15 protein-coding genes are annotated in these 17,466 nt (G+C 38.5%); 13 read left to right on the plus strand and 2 right to left on the minus strand.

What is annotated here, in order from left to right; genetic code table 11:
• Position 1 precedes the first annotated feature (1 nt).
• From PGN18_RS10785 to PGN18_RS10845, 13 genes are all read left to right on the plus strand, one after another.
• Positions 2-1,969, plus strand: coding sequence for a hypothetical protein (locus PGN18_RS10785; protein ID WP_335319506.1), 1,968 nt, complete (start codon positions 2-4; stop codon positions 1,967-1,969).
• Between the two features lie 951 nt (positions 1,970-2,920).
• Positions 2,921-4,147 carry a glutamyl-tRNA reductase gene (hemA, locus tag PGN18_RS10790; RefSeq protein ID WP_335319507.1) on the plus strand — a complete coding sequence of 409 codons (1,227 nt, stop codon included), beginning with the start codon at positions 2,921-2,923 and terminating at the stop codon, positions 4,145-4,147.
• A 366-nt stretch (positions 4,148-4,513) separates the two neighbouring features.
• The gene (gene hemC / locus PGN18_RS10795) at positions 4,514-6,094 is read left to right on the plus strand and encodes a hydroxymethylbilane synthase (protein ID WP_335319508.1); all 1,581 of its coding nucleotides are present in this window, start codon (positions 4,514-4,516) and stop codon (positions 6,092-6,094) included.
• 203 nt (positions 6,095-6,297) lie between these two features.
• Complete coding sequence (hemB, locus tag PGN18_RS10800) at positions 6,298-7,266, plus strand: porphobilinogen synthase (protein ID WP_335319509.1); 969 nt, start codon at positions 6,298-6,300, stop codon at positions 7,264-7,266.
• A 174-nt stretch (positions 7,267-7,440) separates the two neighbouring features.
• Positions 7,441-8,811 (plus strand): glutamate-1-semialdehyde 2,1-aminomutase, encoded by a 1,371-nt coding sequence (gene hemL / locus PGN18_RS10805; RefSeq protein WP_335319510.1) that lies wholly within the window; start codon positions 7,441-7,443, stop codon positions 8,809-8,811.
• A 91-nt stretch (positions 8,812-8,902) separates the two neighbouring features.
• The gene (locus PGN18_RS10810) at positions 8,903-9,769 is read left to right on the plus strand and encodes a sensor histidine kinase (protein WP_335319511.1); all 867 of its coding nucleotides are present in this window, start codon (positions 8,903-8,905) and stop codon (positions 9,767-9,769) included.
• Positions 9,770-9,777: 8 nt separating this feature from the next.
• The gene (locus tag PGN18_RS10815) at positions 9,778-10,482 is read left to right on the plus strand and encodes a response regulator transcription factor (RefSeq protein WP_039477978.1); all 705 of its coding nucleotides are present in this window, start codon (positions 9,778-9,780) and stop codon (positions 10,480-10,482) included.
• Positions 10,482-10,997 carry a hypothetical protein gene (locus PGN18_RS10820; protein ID WP_335319512.1) on the plus strand — a complete coding sequence of 172 codons (516 nt, stop codon included), beginning with the start codon at positions 10,482-10,484 and terminating at the stop codon, positions 10,995-10,997. Before PGN18_RS10815 ends, PGN18_RS10820 begins: the two co-directional genes overlap by 1 nt.
• Positions 10,998-11,188: 191 nt before the next feature.
• A complete protein-coding gene (gene hemE, locus PGN18_RS10825) occupies positions 11,189-12,214 on the plus strand; it encodes a uroporphyrinogen decarboxylase (protein WP_335319513.1) in 1,026 nt (341 codons plus the stop codon).
• Between the two features lie 57 nt (positions 12,215-12,271).
• Positions 12,272-12,481, plus strand: a complete 210-nt coding sequence (locus PGN18_RS10830; RefSeq protein WP_335319514.1) for a hypothetical protein — start codon at positions 12,272-12,274, stop codon at positions 12,479-12,481.
• Positions 12,481-12,762: a type II toxin-antitoxin system RelE/ParE family toxin gene (locus PGN18_RS10835; protein WP_335319515.1), complete on the plus strand. Its 282-nt coding sequence runs from the start codon at positions 12,481-12,483 to the stop codon at positions 12,760-12,762. Before PGN18_RS10830 ends, PGN18_RS10835 begins: the two co-directional genes overlap by 1 nt.
• Positions 12,763-12,791: 29 nt before the next feature.
• Positions 12,792-13,352, plus strand: a complete 561-nt coding sequence (locus PGN18_RS10840) for a CopD family protein (RefSeq protein ID WP_335319516.1) — start codon at positions 12,792-12,794, stop codon at positions 13,350-13,352.
• Between the two features lie 403 nt (positions 13,353-13,755).
• The gene (locus tag PGN18_RS10845; protein WP_335319517.1) at positions 13,756-14,346 is read left to right on the plus strand and encodes a hypothetical protein; all 591 of its coding nucleotides are present in this window, start codon (positions 13,756-13,758) and stop codon (positions 14,344-14,346) included.
• A gap of 449 nt (positions 14,347-14,795) precedes the next feature.
• On the opposite strand, the gene PGN18_RS10850 is transcribed toward PGN18_RS10845, so the two are convergent.
• Entirely contained in the window at positions 14,796-16,442 is a 1,647-nt protein-coding gene (locus tag PGN18_RS10850) for a hypothetical protein (RefSeq protein WP_335319518.1), read from the minus strand.
• 51 nt (positions 16,443-16,493) lie between these two features.
• A complete protein-coding gene (locus PGN18_RS10855) occupies positions 16,494-17,462 on the minus strand; it encodes a BT_3987 domain-containing protein (protein WP_335319519.1) in 969 nt (322 codons plus the stop codon).
• Positions 17,463-17,466 lie beyond the last annotated feature (4 nt).

Below are 17,466 nucleotides of genomic sequence, written 5' to 3' on the forward strand. Positions count from 1 at the left end.
CATGAGAAATACATTTAAAAAATTAGCGATACTGGCATTAAGCTTTAGCTTTACTACAGTTTTTGCACAAGAAACACCGAAAGAAGAAGATTTTTTCAAGATAAATAAAGTACGTGTACCCGAAGGCCCTATTTTGGAAGTTGGCGGTCTGGTTACCCTGCCAAATGGCGATTTGGGCGTTTCAACCCGTCGGGGAGAAGTGTACATTGTAGAAAACCCTACCAGTGCAAAACCTTACTGGCGTAGATTTGCCTATGGTTTGCACGAAATTTTGGGCATTGCCTATAAAAATGGAGCCATCTATGTAGCACAGCGTGGCGAATTAACCAAATTGATCGATAAAGATCAGGATGGCAAAGCCGATGTTTACGAAACCGTTTATGCCTGGCCTTTAAGCGGGCACTACCACGAGTATAGTTTTGGTCCGAAAATAATGCCTGATGGCAGCTTTATGGTTACCGCAAATGTGGCCTTTGGCGATGAAGAATGGTGGCGCGCCGAAAGCCGTGTACCGATGCGTGGTTGGGCCATGAATATTACCGAAGATGGAAAAATGATCCCTTATGCTGCAGGTTTCCGCTCCCCGGCCGGTATTGGCAGTATTGATGGTCAGTTTTATTATACTGAAAACCAGGGTGACTGGGTAGGATCAGGTGGTTTATGGAAAGTGAACAAAGGCGACTTTATGGGACACCCTGCTAGTTTGAGGTGGACGAATCTGCCTAACTCACCGGTTAAATTGCAGTCAGATTTCTTTTACTCGCAAATAGACGAGCGTAGAACCAAAAATGAGCAGGGAAGATACATCAAACCAGAAAATAGGGTAAACGAATCGTTTAAAACCTTGTTCGACATGAAAAAGGTATTCCCTGAGTTACGTTTGCCATCAGTTTGGTTACCCTATGGTATTTTAGGTATTTCTTCTGCAGAACCTGTTAAAATCCCTGCTAATACATTTGGGCCATTTGCCGGACAGATTTTAGTTGGCGATCAGGGAATGAGTATTATTTCGAGGATTTTTATGGAAACCGTAAAGGGTGAAGAACAAGGCGCTGCCTTTTTGTTCCGCAAAGGTTTCCGTTCTGGTGTTTTAAGATTGGAATGGGGAACTGATGGTTCGCTATTTGTTGGTGAAACCAACCGTGGTTGGGGATCTGCTGGTGATGCTAATGAGGGTTTGGAAAGATTGGTTTACAACAATAAAACGCCTTTCGAAATGAAAGCCGTAAGGGCAATGCCTGATGGTTTTGAAGTGGAATTTACCATGCCTGTTGACCGTAAATCGGCTGAAGATTTGGCTTCATACGATGCAGAAAGCTTTATTTACAAATATCACCCGGTATATGGTTCACCTCCTGTAAACACAGAGAAATTAAAAATCTCTGGTGTGAAAGTTTCGGCAGATGGTTTGAAAGCCAGGATCATTGTACAGAATCTTCGTCAATATTATATCCATACCTTAACGTTAGATGGTATCCGTTCGCAGGATGGTTTTTATTCGCTCATTCATCCGGTAGCTTATTATACTTTGAATCAAATTCCTGACGGAAATAAACTTTCTGCCAATGAGGTGAGTACTAAAAACTCGGCAACACCTACAAATGCTCCTGCAAAGAAAACTGCTGTGCCAAAGGCAACAACAGGAAGAGCGCCGGAAGCTAAAGGGACTTCAACTTCAGCTCCAACCAAGCCTGCAGCTACGGCCAAAGCGCCTACTTTTAAAGAAGTTGAAGGTTTGTTAACTAAAAACACCTGCCTGGCTTGCCATAACCAAACCAAAAGACAGATAGGGCCACCTTTTGTAGAAATTGCAAAACGTAAATATTCTCCAGAGAAAATATTTCAGTTGATCCACAATCCGCAGCCACAAAACTGGCCGGGTTATTCAACAGAAATGCCACCAATGCCGCAGGTAACCAAAGCAGAAGCTTTAAAAATTGCAGCCTGGATAAATTCTTTAAATAAATAAGTTGATTGTTAGGAAACGGTTGGTAGAAATGCCAGCCGTTTTTTTATGGTTAAAAAGTCTGTATGTAAATCTATACTGGAAGTCTTCACCTTGAATTTATTTTAGGGTTTTGGAAAGTGAAAGATTCTTCGACTCCTTTATCATTAACAGGATGCTCTAGTCCGGTTGCCATCCGATAGCAATCGGATCAAGTTGGGAATGACGGTTCTTTAGCGAATACAAATCTGATAAAATTTCTGTCACTCCTATTGATTTTGTCAACCATAAATGATCTCTAAGGATCACAGATTGCATGAGATGAGAAATGGGGATTCCACTATCGCAGAAGCCCCATTATTTAAATCTATGCCCTAATATATACAAACGCTATAGAAACAATTTATTGTGTTTGGTGTATTTTTTTTGTTTTGTTTTTTGCGTGTGCGTTGATCCTAATTCCAATGGGGTCTAATGAGGCGCAGCAAAATGCCGTCTGTGCGGACGAGCTTGCCCTTTCGAGCAAAGTGCTTATTAAAGTTGACAACTCTCGGTGATATACTCCTTAATTCCTGCAACGCTTTTGGAACTGTGCTGAGTACTTCGTGGTTCTTGACTGCGTTACGCATAATAGCCATCGGATCCGCTCGAAATGACCATAACTCCGGAGAAGTTTTTATATATTGATCTCAGAAAAATAAATTAAAAGCCATGTGCAGGCAACCATTTTGGAATGTTGACGTAATATACTGCAGTGGATAAAAAGTGTTTACATCCATCCAGAATGTAGAAAGGGTATAAACGCAAAGAAAAGTTTATAAATTGGTCTGTTCATCGCAGATTGATATAAAGGTTTTAAAATGTAGACTTACTATTTAAAACCGTTCTAAATTGATGTAAATTACAGGTTAATGACAGTCACATGCCTTCACCATGTTACTTTTGTATCCCGATAATAGTTAATAACGGAAGCACTTGGAATATTTAAAAGTAATAGCTTTTACGCATCACCACATCGACCTGAAATCTTTAGGGAAATTAGTTATTTGTGACCAGAGTTTGGATAGCAGGTTGAAGAATGTTCAGGCAGAGCTTCCGGTTAGCGAAATTTTTTATGTTGGAACCTGTAACCGTGTAGAATTTGTTTTCTTGACTAAAGAGAAAACCGACAAGGAATTTGTAACCAGATTTCTTACCGTGTTAGACATGGGGCTGCCTCCTGAATTTATGGAGCGTTTTCTGGATAATGTTACTGTATACGAAAACGAAGAAGCTTTTAACCATCTGCTTAGAACGTCATGCTCTTTAGAGAGTTTGGTGGTTGGTGAAAAGGAAATTCTTGCTCAGATCCGTAAGGCTTACGAAAACTGTCGTGATGCCGGATTTACCGGCGATTACATGCGCATGATTATGGATCGTGTGGTTAAAACTGCAAAAGAAGTTTATACACATACCAATATTTCTAAAAACCCGGTTTCCGTTGTTTCATTAGCTTACCGAAAGCTAAAAGAGTTGAATATGTGTGGCAACTCGCGTATTTTAATCATAGGTGCTGGCGAAACCAATCAGAATATCGCAAAATATCTTAATAAACATAAATACTCCAATTTTTCTATTTTCAATCGTACATTCTCTAAGGCCGAAGCTTTGGCAGCAGAGCTTGGTGGTAAAGCTTATCCATTAGCAGCACTCGAAGACTTTAATGAAGGATTTGACGTGATCATTACTTGTACAGGATCTACTGATGCCATCATTACTGAAGCGTTATATGCTAAATTGTTAAATGGAGACCAGGGCAAAAAAGTAATTGTAGATCTGGCCATCCCGAATGATGTTGTTCCTGCAGTGATTCATAATAATCCTGTACATTATATTGAGGTAGAATCGTTGAAAGAGGTGGCACGCAAAAATATCCAGGAGCGTTATAACGAACTGGTGCATGCCGAAGAAATTATCAGCAATAACATTACCGAATTTTTCTCTGTTTTAAAACAGCGCCGTATCGAATTGGCGATGCAGGAAGTGCCACGAAAGATTAAAGAGATCAAAAATACAGCCTTGAATGGCGTTTTTGCAGATGAAATTAGTCAGATGGATGAAGCCTCGCGTGAAGTTTTAGAACGTGTAATGAACTACATGGAGAAAAAATACATCAGCGTTCCTATGGTAATGGCAAAAGAAATTCTGGTTAACCAACCTTAAGGTTTTACCACAAAGAACACAAAAGCTTAATTTCTTTTTTCTTTCATTCCTTTTTTCTATCATCTACTTTATACAAGACGTCATCTCGACCGAAACACAGTGGAGCGCCCGCCCGTACAGGCGGGGAGAGATCTATCCCGGGGCAGATTTCTCGACTGCGTTGCACTCCGCTCGAAATGACGGTATTTTTAAAGGGTATACGCATTAATTCTTCTATCTCAGAATGACAAAGTAACGCAGCCCAGTCCCCTAATGTCATAGAAATCCTTTAAATCCTCGTTTCTGTAACCTCACTGTCTCATTTTTAAACAATCCATGGTATAAACCACTATTTAAATTAAATTTGTAATTCATTTAATCTTAATAGTGAAGAAATTAACCATTGGAACACGCGGTAGCGACCTGGCTTTATGGCAAGCAAATCATATCAAAGATGAATTGGCAGCCATCGGAATTGATGCAGAAATCAAAATCATTAAAACTCAGGGAGATAAAATCCTGAACTTAAGATTAGATAAACTCGAAGGCAAAGGCTTTTTTACCAAAGAATTGGAAGAAGAACTTTTGGGTGGGACAATTGACCTTGCTGTACATTGCCTTAAAGATTTACCTACTACGCATCCAGAAGGTTTGACCATCGCTGCTTTACCCCCACGTGAAGAGGCAAGTGAATATCTTTTGATTTTGAAAGACTGTGTAGATGTTACGCAAAAACTGTCATTAAAAAAAGGTGCAATGGTGGGTACTTCATCCAACCGTCGTAAAGCTCAATTATTGGGATTACGCCCCGATTTAGAGATTGTAGATTTACGTGGAAATGTACCTACGCGGATCCAAAAGCTCCGTGATGAAGATTATGATGCCATTTTGATTGCCAAAGCTGGCGTTAAAAGATTAAACCTGGATGTAACCGATTTACATGTAGAAGAATTGGAAACTACCGAGTTTATCCCTGCGCCCGCTCAAGGTGCTTTAGCTATACAAATCAGGGAAAATGATACCGAACTTTTTGATGCACTTCAAAAATTACATGATCCCGAAACAGCTGAAACTGTAACAGTAGAACGTAAGGTTTTAAACCTTTTTGAAGGTGGTTGTCACATGCCTTTAGGCTGTTATTGCAAAAAGGAAAATGGAAAATTCGAAATTTGGACTTCAAAAGCTGAAACCGCAGATCATTTTCCTGAACGTTTATTTTTACGTGCAGAAAATACTGAGGGACTGGCAGAGAAAATTGTAGCCAAGTTTAATGTGGAAAGAAAGAAACCGGCAAAGGTTTTCATCTCGCGCGAAATTGGTGAGCACAGTTATTTCCGCAGGGCATTAGAAAATAATAGCATTGAAATAGAAGGTCGTTCGTTAATCCGTACGTTCCCGATCGTAACGGTTTTAGATCAATTTATTTTGAAGCATGTAGATTGGGTTTTCTTCAGTAGCCGTAATAGCGTCGAATATTTTTTCAACTTAAAACCGGTATTGCCAAAGAAAACCAAATTTGGTGTTGTGGGCAGAGGTTCGGAGGATGCCTTGCGTAAATTTGGACATATTGCCGATTTTGTTGGTGAAAGTGGAGATATTACGGAAGTTGCAGAAGATTTTGCAAAATTAGTTGGTGGTCAGCAAATATTATTTCCAAGAGCGCAGGATTCTTTGCAATCTATTCAAAAATCACTACCTGCTGATGCTAAAATAATCGATCTACCCATTTATGAAACTGTGATTGAAGAAGATATAGATCAAAGTTATGCCGATGTGCTCATTTTTACCAGTCCATCAAATGTGGATGCATATTTTGCAGATAATTTATTGGAACCTGGTCAGCAGGTAATTGCCATAGGAAACTCTACCGGTAAGAAATTTGATGAAATGGGTGTGAAATACGCTTTGCCTTATTCTCCTGATGAAATTGGATTGGCCGAAGCCGTGTTTGGAATAGAGATGAGGTAGGGGGAAGGAAGGTTTAGGGTTTAGGGTGTAAGGTGTAAAAAATTAAGTCTTGATACACGATACTATAATCTTACTACTAAATGTCAAATCCAAAAACCGATATCGTCACCTCATAAGGAAAAAATTAAAAGATATTCAGATCTTGATACTCGATACTAAAATCTCGATGCTTCAAATCCTGATACTAAATACTTGATAAAAAAATGTTAAATCGTCCGAGAAGATTACGGAAAAATCCGTTAGTGAGAGAGATGATAGCCGAAACCAGGTTATCGAAAGATATGTTTGTGTACCCTTATTTTGTAGTGCCAGGCAGCAATGTAACCCATGCTATTGATGCCATGCCCGGTGTAAACCATTATTCAGTTGATACTTTGGTAAAAGATGTGGAAGCGGGGATAAAAACGGGACTCAACAAAATCATGCTTTTTGGTGTTGGTGATGAGAAATCTGCAGATGCTAAATCGGCTTACCATGACCATTCGTTAGTGCCAACGGCGGTACGTGAGTTAAAAAAAGAATTTGGCGATGATTTATATGTAATTACCGATGTGTGCGTATGTTCTTATACCACTCACGGTCATTGCGGTATTTTAGAAAACGATTACGTTCAAAATGATAAAACGGTTGAAGTAATAGCTAAAATGGCATTAACACATGCCGAAGCTGGTGCTGATATGTTTGCGCCTTCAGACATGATGGACGGACGGATTGAAGCCATGCGTAATCTTCTGGATGAGAACGGTTTTGTAAATGCAGCCATTATGAGCCATGCCACAAAATTTGCTTCAGCTTATTATGGTCCTTTTAGAGAGGCTGCCGATTGCGCACCAAGCAAAGGTGATCGAAAAGCTTATCAGATGGATTTCAGAAACCCTTTGGAAGCTTTACGCGAAGCGGCTTTAGATGAGCAGGAGGGCGCTGATGTTTTAATGGTAAAACCAGGCTTGGCTTATCTCGACATCATCCAGCGTTTAAAACAAGATACCAATTTGCCAATTGCAGTTTACAACGTATCTGGTGAATATTCGATGGTAAAGGCTGCAGCCGAACGTGGCTGGATTGACGAGCAAAAAGTGGTCATGGAAACCATGCATGCCTTTGCCAGAGCTGGCGCAAGTATTATCACTACTTACCATATTAAAGATATTTTAAATAACAACTGGCTTTAAGGTAGATGGCAGAAGGTTATAAGGTTGAGGGTTTATGTGTCCAAAATCTTTCAATTTCTGCCTTTTAGTCTTTAACCCTAATAATTCATGGTATAAGATAGAGATTTTTAAGGATTGAGGGTTATGCACCCTAAGCCTTACACCCTCTACCTTCTAACCTTCAACCTTGAAAAGATGTTAGATTCATTAAAAAAAATGTTTTCAGGCAATGAAGCCGATATTCCGGTAAATACAGGCAGTAAACCCGATATTTCGAGGGCAAAATCTGCCGAATTGTATGAAAAATCAAAAACGTATTTCCCCGGTGGCGTAAATTCACCAGTAAGGGCTTTCAAGTCTGTTTATGGTACGCCGCTGTTTATCGAAAAAGGCGATGGCTGTTATATCTGGGATGCCGATGGTAATCAGTTTATCGATTTCTGCGGTAGCTGGGGGCCACTGATTTTGGGACATAATAATCCTAAAATCCGTGAAAAAGTTGCAGAAGTAATGCAAAACGGAATGAGCTTTGGCGCCCCAACAGCCTTAGAAAATGAATTGGCAGAGCTGATTATCAAAAACAATCGTTTTGTGGAAAAAATCCGTTTTACCAGTTCGGGTACCGAAGCCGTAATGTCAGCCATTCGTTTGGCACGTGGATTTACCAATCGGGACAAGATTTTAAAATTCGAAGGTTGTTATCACGGGCATAGCGATTCGCTTTTGGTTAAAGCAGGTTCGGGCCTGGTTACTTTTGGCGAAACTTCTTCTGCAGGTGTGCCTAAGTCTTTTGCCGAAGAAACCATTGTGGTTCCGCTGAATGATAAAGTGGCGATTGAACAGGCATTTACACAATTTAAAGATCAGATTGCTGCCGTAATTATAGAAGGTATTCCAGCTAACAACGGTTTAATTATGCAGGATGAAGAATATATTCAATTCTTGCGTAAAATCTGTACCGATAATGGTTCACTTTTAATCTTCGATGAAGTAATTACCGGATTTAGGGTTGGTTTTGAAGGTGCCGCTGCACATTACGGCATTACACCAGATATTGTTACTTACGGAAAAATTATTGGAGGCGGATTGCCTGTTGGTATGTACGGTGCCCGTGCCGAAATTATGGCGCATATTTCTCCTGATGGAGGCGTGTACCAGGCCGGAACTTTATCGGGTAATCCTGTAGCGATGGCGGCAGGAATTGCTACCTTAACCGAGTTGAGAAAATCTGGCTTTTATAAAGATTTAAACAATAAAGCACAAGAATTTGTAGCGAGCATTCAGCGTTTTGCAACCGCACGTAATTATAAGTTTAAAGTATTTACCATTGGCTCTATCTTTTGGTTTGCTTTTACCGATAAAGATAAAATCCAATCAGCTGATGATATTGATGCCGGTAGCATGGAGAAATTTAAGGTGATGCACCGTGAGTTATTAAATAGAGGGATTTATTTAGGCCCGTCTGGATATGAAGTTGGTTTCGTATCTTCAGCTCACACCAAGATTGAATTGGAGAAAGCTAAACGTGCTATTTTTGAGGCATTGGATTTGGTGTTTAAGAAGTAAAAGGTATTAAATGCTGCTATGGTTCGTGTCTCCACGAACCATGGGAAAATTATCTGTGTAATCAAATCATCTGTTTAACCAATCCGAGGGAATGAAGAAATCTATAATTATATTTTACGCATTATTGCTTTATGCACTGGTACAGCTCATTTCATGGGGTACCTTGGTCGTGCGTTTACAACCTAGCCGTATGACGATGATCATGGGTGAGGGTTCAGTATTTTTATTTTTGCTTTGTTTCGGTGGCTATTTTCTCCATCAATCGTTAAAGCGCGAAGATAAATTACGCGAGCAACAACAGAACTTTTTAATGTCGATTACACATGAGTTGAAATCTCCTTTAGCGGCAATAAAACTTTCCATTCAAACCATTGTTAAAAGGGATTTAGATAAAGCACGGCAAACTTCGCTGTTAAACAATTCATTAAAGGATATTGAGCGACTGGATGATCTGGTCGAAAATATGCTATTGGCTACCAAGATTGAAAACCGGTCATATACCTTTCCAAAAGAAGAGTTTAATTTCTCAGAACTGGTTTGTAAAATTACTGATCGGCTGCAGGTTCATTCCTGTGGTAACGAACAACTGATCAATGCGCATATTCAGCCAAATTTGCAGATTATGGGTGACAAATTTGCCTTATCGTCAGTGGTAACCAATTTAATTGAAAATGCGGTTAAATATTCCAGCCCTTGTGATGAGATAAATGTGCATTTAAACAAAGTGGATGGACATATTCAGCTTAGTGTAATTGATAAAGGACCCGGTATTTCAGATGCCGAAAAAATGTTGATATTTGATAAGTTTTACCGCGTTGGTAACGAGAATGTCAGAAAAGCTAAAGGAACAGGTTTAGGCTTGTTTATTGTGAAAGAGGTTTTACAATACCATGATGCAGATATTACAGTAAAAGACAATCAGCCTCAGGGAAGTATTTTTGAAGTAACATTTAGTTAATCTCAATTATGTCACAAAAATTAAGAATTCTATTAGTAGAAGACGAGGATCACTTGTTAGATGCTATCAAATTAAACCTCGAACTGGAGGGTTATAAAGTTCATGCCGTTAAAGATGGCAAAACCGCTCTTAAAGTTTTTAAAGAAGAACGCTTTAATCTAATCGTTTTAGATGTAATGTTGCCTGAGATGGATGGTTTCCAGGTTTGTGAAACCATACGTTTAGAGAATGCAGAAGTTCCGATTATGTTTTTAACCGCTAAAAACACTTCTGAAGACCGTGTTTTAGGTTTGAAAAAAGGCGCTGATGATTATTTGGTTAAACCATTCAACTTAGAAGAATTGATTCTTCGTGTTGGTATTCTGGTTAAACGCAGTTTAAAATCTGACGATTTAAAAGAATTGAATTCTTACAAAATTGGTGATAAAACCATTTATTTTAACTCTTTTGAGCTGAAACATGATGATGGTACCATTACGCCTTTAACCAAAAAGGAAACCATGTTGCTGAAACTATTGATTGAACGTAAAAACGATGCGGTTTCAAGAGAGCAGATTTTAGAAACGGTTTGGAATTATGATGTTTATCCATCAACTAGAACCATTGATAACTTTATTTTAACGTTCCGTAAATATTTCGAGCCAGATCAGAAAAATCCGGTTTATTTCCATTCCATCCGTGGTGTAGGTTACAAATTTACAGATAGTCATTAATGTACAATAATAAGGGCAGGTATGCTTTAATGGCAGTTTTTCTGCTTGCTGGCTTAGTTTGTGTTTTTTATAATCAGTACCAGTTAGCAGCACTTTCGGCATTGCTAATGGCCTTTGTGATTTGGAGCCATTTTAGGCATGGTTCGGTTTTAATGGCTTCGAAACATTTTAAAAATAATGATTTTAGGAAAGCCAAAGCTTTACTGGCAGAGGTAAAAGAACCAGAGCGTTTAGCCAAAAGCCGCAGGGGTTATTACGAATTTATGCAGGGCAATATAGCATTGAAAGAAGAAAACTATGATAAGGCTGAATATCACTTTCAGCTGGCCAGCCGTTTTCCGGTAGGAGGTAAGAATGAAAAATCCTATGTATTGATTCATTTAGCTAATCTCGCTTTGAGGAAAAAAGATAGAGAAAGAGCAGAAGCCTATACTAAGAAGGCCAAAGAACTTGCTGAAACCCAACGTTCGAAAGATATTATTGTCAAAGTTGAGAAGGAAATAAGTAAGTTATAATACTAATATTGTCATTTTGAATAACGAAGCACCTGTTTAGGAATAAAAAGGTACTTCGTTTTTTTTTTATTTATACCTTTGCAAAATTAAAATTTAGGCAGCCCGTCATCCTGAATTCATTTCAGGATCTAACTAAGAAAGATGCTGAAATAAATTCAGCATGACGCGTAGTGAGATACCAAATACAAATCATGAAGAATAATTTATTTTTAGACGCAGCATTTTCAAAACAAACCGAACGCCCGCCAGTATGGATGATGCGTCAGGCAGGTCGTTTTATGCCACAATATTGGGAAATTAAAAACAAATACTCTTTTTTAGAGATGTGTAAAACACCCGAAATTGCAGCAGATGTAACGATGTTGCCTGTTGATTTATTGGATATTGATGCCGCGATTTTATTTTCTGATATTTTGGTAACCGGAGAGGCTATGGGTGGCGATTTAAGTTTCACTCAAGGTGTTGGTCCTAAATTTGCCAACCCTGTACGTACAGCCCAGGATGTTGAAAACTTAAATGTTGAATGTTTAGACAAACTACAATATGTTGCCGATGCGATTAAAGTGATTCAACAACGTTTAGCTGGAAATATTCCGTTAATCGGTTTTGCAGGTGCACCTTTTACCGTAATGAGTTATTTGATTGAGGGAGGTTCTTCTAAAGATTTTAAATTAACCAAGCTTTTTATCCATAACCAACCAGAATTAGCGCACAAACTTTTGGCTAAAATTGCGAAAGTAACAGCCGATTACCTGAACCTTCAGATTGCTGCCGGTGTTAACGCTGTTCAGATTTTCGATAGCTGGGCGCTGGCCTTATCATGGAACGATTACCAGGAGTTTTCGCACCGTTATATCCAGGAAATCATTGCCAACTTAAATAGAAAAGACATTCCGGTGATTTCTTTCTGTAAAGGAAGTTCGGTTTTTGCCCCAATTATGGCAGAAGCTAAACCTGATGTAATTTCGGTTGACTGGAATGCTGATTTATTGAACATTAAAAATGCTTTGCCAGCTGGTATTGCTGTTCAGGGAAATTTGGATCCACATATTTTATATGCTGATAAAGCAGTAATCAAAGCACAGATTCATAAACTATTCGAGCGCATGCGTGGTACCGAAGGGTTTATTTTTAACTTAGGTCATGGTATTATGCCGGATATTCCATTTGATCATGTGAAGTATGCAATTGAGGTGGTGAAGGAATTTAGATATTAACCTCTAAAGCCGCTACAGGAGAATTTGTACCCCATCAAAAATTGATTATATTTGAGTATGGAAACAATAATTATCGATATTCCTGAAAATAAAAGTTCATTAGTGAAAAGCTTATTAAAAGAACTTGGCGTAACCATTCATGAAAAAAATATTGAAAAAGTTAGGATTCCAAATGAACTTACCCGGAAAACTATTGAAGATGCGCATAAAGGGATTGGCATTAGTGAACCTATTAAAGATATCAAATCATTTCTCGGTTCTTTATAATGTTTACTCTAAAGGCAACTAATCAATTCAAAAAGGATGCAAAGAAAATAATTAAAAGAGCATCTAAAAATTTCGACTTGATTGAGCGTTTTTTGGAAGAATTGAAAGTTGGTGGTGCGATTGGTCTGGAAAAAAAATATCTTCCCCACAAACTTACTGGGAATTACAAAGGTAACTGGGAGGCTCATATAAAACCTGATTTGCTGATTATCTGGTTTGAAATAACAGAAGAAAATGAAATTATCTTGATTAGGTTGGGTACTCATTCTGATTTATTTTAAATAAAGGTATAATTCATTCGGACACATAAATGATAGAAACCTTATTACCTTACTACCAGTATTTCAAAGCTGTACACATCGTATTTGTAATCAGCTGGATGGCTGGGTTATTCTATATTTTAAGTCTTTTTATCTACCATACAGAAGCAAACGATAAACCCGAACCTGAAAAAAGCATTCTGCAAAAACAGTTCGCTAAAATGGAAGCTACTTTATGGAAGATCATTGCTACACCAGCCATGATTATTTCTGTTTTGGCGGGTGCATCGATGCTGACTTTAAATTCAGGTTTACTTCAAGCCGATTGGATGTGGGTTAAGCTAGGCTTTGTAGTCGGTTTGCTTATCTATCATTTTATTTGCCAGGCCATCGTTAAACAGCTTAAAAATAACCAATACAAGCTCACCAGTTTTCAGCTGAGGCTGTGGCGTGAGCTGGCCACTATTTTTATGATTGCCATTGTATTTGTGGTCATTCTTAAAAATGCCATTAACTGGATTTACGGTTTAATAGGTATTATGAGTGTTGCGATGGTAATAATGATTGCTGTTAAACTCTATAAGAACTATCGCAAAAAACGTGGTGAATAATCGTTTACCACCGAAGTTAATAAGCCATAAGAATTCTTAACACATCGGCTGACAGCTGAAGTACCATGCTGTCAAAAAACTTATGTTATGTTATAGCCAATTCCTTCGATTCTTGATATATGAATTGTTTGGTCATCATGTCAATCATTTTCCCAAAATCACTTTAAACGATAATTAGTTTAATTGTGATGCTTCGAATATAAATTAGGGATGATGATGGGTGGATAATCACGAAAATTTTATAAAAAGCCGTATAAATAATACACATTTAACAGGTATTTGTGTTTTTTTTACAGCCCTAAAAATGCTTATCAGCCATCTCAAGGCACTTTGTTGATAAATGTCAAAGACTCATTTTTTGTTACGTAAACTTTAAGAAATAATTAAGAGTAATTTTGTTTTCATGAACAACGCTCTAAAAATCATGGTGTTATCATTGTTAATGACTAGCGCTAAAGCCCAAATTGTTAAACAAATATCAGCCGAAGGGTTATCAGTTAACCGTGCAAACTTTAACAAAAACCTGATAAAATTGGATTCGGTTGATATCAATGATCTACCCCCTTCAATGTATCTGTTTTCCAGTGAGGGTAAACACGAAATTGACGTTGACGGCATTACAGTCTTGACTGATAAAAAAGAGATTGTTGGTATAAAAGATATGGATCTTTCTGAAGAGTCACTCAAAAATATCAGCGATAGACTAAACGTCCTTGATAAGCTTCAGAAAGCGTATAGCGAAGCGTCCAATGATGAATATAGATCTAGCAAACGAAACAAGAATAACATCGTTTTTTACGATCGTAGATTTTTTGCAATTCTACGTTCAATGAAGACAACTTTGAAAGACTTTAAAAAAGTATATACTGCTAACCTGGCAGATAAAACGAAAACGATATCATTAGCAGCAATGAGAAATCCCAATATTGACTGGAAGTTTTACAGTCAACTGATAGAAGCAGAAAATGAAAAGATAATGGCGCTAACCAAATAATTTTAGTTCTTATTAAAACCAACCACCTGTAGCGTAAAGTTGCAGGTGGTTTTTAGTTTTATAAAAATCAATTGTTAATAGGCGTTTAACATTGCAATAAAAGAAAAGATCCTTCACTACGTTCAGAATGACACGATGGAAGTTGTCATGCTGAGGGATAATTTATTTTATAAAGATCAATATGATTGGGAGAAATTTTATCAGATAAATTCTCTAAGGAATCGTCATTCCCAACTTGATTGGGAATCTTAAAGCGATTGTATTAAGATGAGCTTCGCTGAACACTTCTTGGTTTCCGCATGCGCGAGAACCGATGGCTATCGGATGACGTCCGCACTTGTGGATTCTGTCAATGGTAGCACAGCGAAGGATCTTATCAGCAGAAAATAAAAACCAACATCTCCTTCGCTGGCTAGCAATTTTAAGTTTGATCTATTGCGATTTTTGATTTATTTATCCACTAACAAGAATGAAATTATTCCTTTTTTAGGAATAACTTTAAAACCAGCGGCATTGTCTGGTTCTGCAAAGGTGCCCTGGATGGCATTAAAAGTATATGGATGCTTGTCAAACTCCAATGCTAAAGCTTTCGGTTGAATTTTTTTTAATGGAAGCTTTTCCGGATGCTGAACCTGTAATTCCATGTACCATTTCTTTATGGGGTTATTAAGAAGTTTTATTGACATCGACTGCTCTGTTAAATTTAATACAAAATTGCCATACTTGGTTGGCCATGTGACCTTAGTTGAAGATTGCCCGATGTTTTCAAATATTGGTTGTCCACCAGTTACCGGTACAGCTTTTCCGTTTTCAATTACCATCAAACGTAAACCGGCAGGATTTCCATCCTGTCCCCACTGAGAACCATCTATAACAGGCAGCGTATAAAAAAAACTTTTGTTGATGGTTGTCACTGAATTCAGGTACCTATCAGGGATTTTTTCATTGAACAGGTGAATATCGGCGATGCGCAAAGTCCCTTTCTCCCATAAGACATTCATCCTATAGAACCTGCTGTTGTACCAAATCGTTTTTTTATCACTATTGCCCAGGTCCTTTTCGACGGTAAAGGTAGTTGCTGGGGTAACTTTATAAGTTTTGGTAAACCATTTTCCAGATTGCTCCATCGATTCAACCCTAACCTTACCTTCATCTCTTAAACGGGCAATTATTGGCATTTGCATTTCAAGCCCTTTCTTCATGTTGGCCCAGGTAAAAGAATTTTCCTGCCCGGCCTGTGTATAATTAAAACCGAGAGCAGAATCTTTAGTAAAAGTTTCAAAAAACCAATTTATCCAATTTTTATTGCCGCCAGCCTCTGGGTAAACGGGTTCTAGTGTAACCACAGCTCCCCCATTGGCATATTGTCTGATCGGATCACTGCCAAGCATACGGAATACCGGCACCGGGATTTGAGCTGAAGCATGTTGTGCAGGCATGTAGGCATTCACTTTGCTCGGATAATAGGCCTGGTTCCAGTAGCCGCCCCATAGGGTAAAGCCATCGGTTCCGATTTGATCTTTGCAATTTGCAGTGGCAACGATTTTATACTTATTGTACATGTAATTCAAGGAATGTGCATCAATAACCCAGGCTGCTACAGATCGTGGATAGTGCCCAAATATATTTTTAAAATCATTAAAATATACGTCAATGATTTTTTCCCTTTCTGCTGGCGTATAACCTACAGAAAAACCCACATCTGAATGCCAGTCCCAGGCATATTTTCCGCGCCAGGTTATTCCCGCTTTTTCAATTAGTGGTTTAGGAAGTTCCCACCAGGCTCCAATTTCAAATTTATCTTCAGGTAGTGCTTTCAGTAACTTTTGGTATCGGTCATCTATCAGTGCGTCATACTGCAATAGAAATGTACCACCAAGATCGTATTTATTCATCAGCTTGATCTGCTCAACAACGGTTTGGTAAAGCACTTCAGGCGTTACCTGTTCTTCACGCGGCTCTATTGCCCTGATGAAATTAACGATGTTAACGATTCTTGGACTGGTTTGGGCTTTTTGCAAGGGCTGTGCGTTGCAAAATCTTATCCCTGAAAAGGATAGCAACAAAAGGCTAAAAAAAATAGATAGTTTTTTCATGTATAAAATAGTTAAAAAGCCCTACAGAAACCAATTCTGCAGGGCGTAAAATTAATAGGTGCCAAATTCGGCAAGATGTACACTGGATGAACTGTAGCTTGATAGGACAATGAACTTTACATAACGGGCATCAACAAAATCGGTTAACCATTTTTTTTGCTGATTTTTAACTGCGTTGAGCGTAAATTGTGAAGCTGGCTTCCAGTTAATGTTATCCATACTGGTTTCTATGCGAACTTCTTGTGGTTTTCCGCCGGCGCCATCAACCTGCCTTGCTGTAAAATTTACGCCATGTAGTGTGAGTACCTTACCCATGTCTATTGTAATATAATGTGGTGGCCCCGGACTTGCGCCCTGCCACTGCGAATGCCAGAAGCTCTGTATGTTATTATCTATTACAAATACTGCCCTCCCATTATTTGGGCCTTCGCCGTTGGCTTCCTGTGAAGAGAAATCGACAATTTTCCAGGCAGAACGGTCATAATCCGGATAATCGGCCTGATTAGGCTGCGCGCTGATCAAAAAATAAGTGGTTTTGAGTTTTTCGTTAAGTTTAAAATCAGCAGAAACAGTAACAGGTAAAAGGTAATTTCTGAACATTTTGATCGCGTTACTGCCCGTTGTTTTTACCGAAATTTTTAGTGGCGGAGTGGCCAGACTTCCTTTTGGTATGATGGATGCTGCTGCACTTAACTGATAAGAACCATCGGGAAGGGGTTCATAGTTTGTATTGTTTTGCGTATTGTAACTGTTTACCAGTGCATTATCAGCGCTAAAGCGTACCGGAATATCATTTTCCGGATAACCTGCGCCACCGTAATTTGCTCCGTATACAAAAGATTGATCTCCATCTTTTACCTCTAATATTTTGTTAACCATACCATTTACGGCCTGTGGCATATAAACCTGATTATAGGCTGATTCATTCTGATCAGGCAGCATAACGGTTTCTTTACACGAACTGGCCATCAACATTATGCCTCCCAGCATCAATAACTTTGTAATTAAGTTCTTTTTCATAATT

Origin of the sequence: Pedobacter terrae (assembly GCF_036946585.1) — a bacterium.
Lineage (GTDB): Bacteria > Bacteroidota > Bacteroidia > Sphingobacteriales > Sphingobacteriaceae > Pedobacter > Pedobacter terrae_C.

Coding starts and splice junctions, on each gene's coding strand:
- PGN18_RS10815 (WP_039477978.1), top strand. CDS start 9,778: ATGTCACAAAAATTAAGAATTCTATTAGTAGAAGACGAGGATCACTTG.
- hemE (WP_335319513.1), top strand. CDS start 11,189: ATGAAGAATAATTTATTTTTAGACGCAGCATTTTCAAAACAAACCGAA.
- PGN18_RS10785 (WP_335319506.1), top strand. CDS start 2: ATGAGAAATACATTTAAAAAATTAGCGATACTGGCATTAAGCTTTAGC.
- hemB (WP_335319509.1), top strand. CDS start 6,298: ATGTTAAATCGTCCGAGAAGATTACGGAAAAATCCGTTAGTGAGAGAG.
- hemL (WP_335319510.1), top strand. CDS start 7,441: ATGTTAGATTCATTAAAAAAAATGTTTTCAGGCAATGAAGCCGATATT.
- PGN18_RS10840 (WP_335319516.1), top strand. CDS start 12,792: ATGATAGAAACCTTATTACCTTACTACCAGTATTTCAAAGCTGTACAC.
- PGN18_RS10830 (WP_335319514.1), top strand. CDS start 12,272: ATGGAAACAATAATTATCGATATTCCTGAAAATAAAAGTTCATTAGTG.
- PGN18_RS10835 (WP_335319515.1), top strand. CDS start 12,481: ATGTTTACTCTAAAGGCAACTAATCAATTCAAAAAGGATGCAAAGAAA.
- PGN18_RS10855 (WP_335319519.1), bottom strand. CDS start 17,462: ATGAAAAAGAACTTAATTACAAAGTTATTGATGCTGGGAGGCATAATG.
- PGN18_RS10850 (WP_335319518.1), bottom strand. CDS start 16,442: ATGAAAAAACTATCTATTTTTTTTAGCCTTTTGTTGCTATCCTTTTCA.
- PGN18_RS10810 (WP_335319511.1), top strand. CDS start 8,903: ATGAAGAAATCTATAATTATATTTTACGCATTATTGCTTTATGCACTG.
- PGN18_RS10820 (WP_335319512.1), top strand. CDS start 10,482: ATGTACAATAATAAGGGCAGGTATGCTTTAATGGCAGTTTTTCTGCTT.
- PGN18_RS10845 (WP_335319517.1), top strand. CDS start 13,756: ATGAACAACGCTCTAAAAATCATGGTGTTATCATTGTTAATGACTAGC.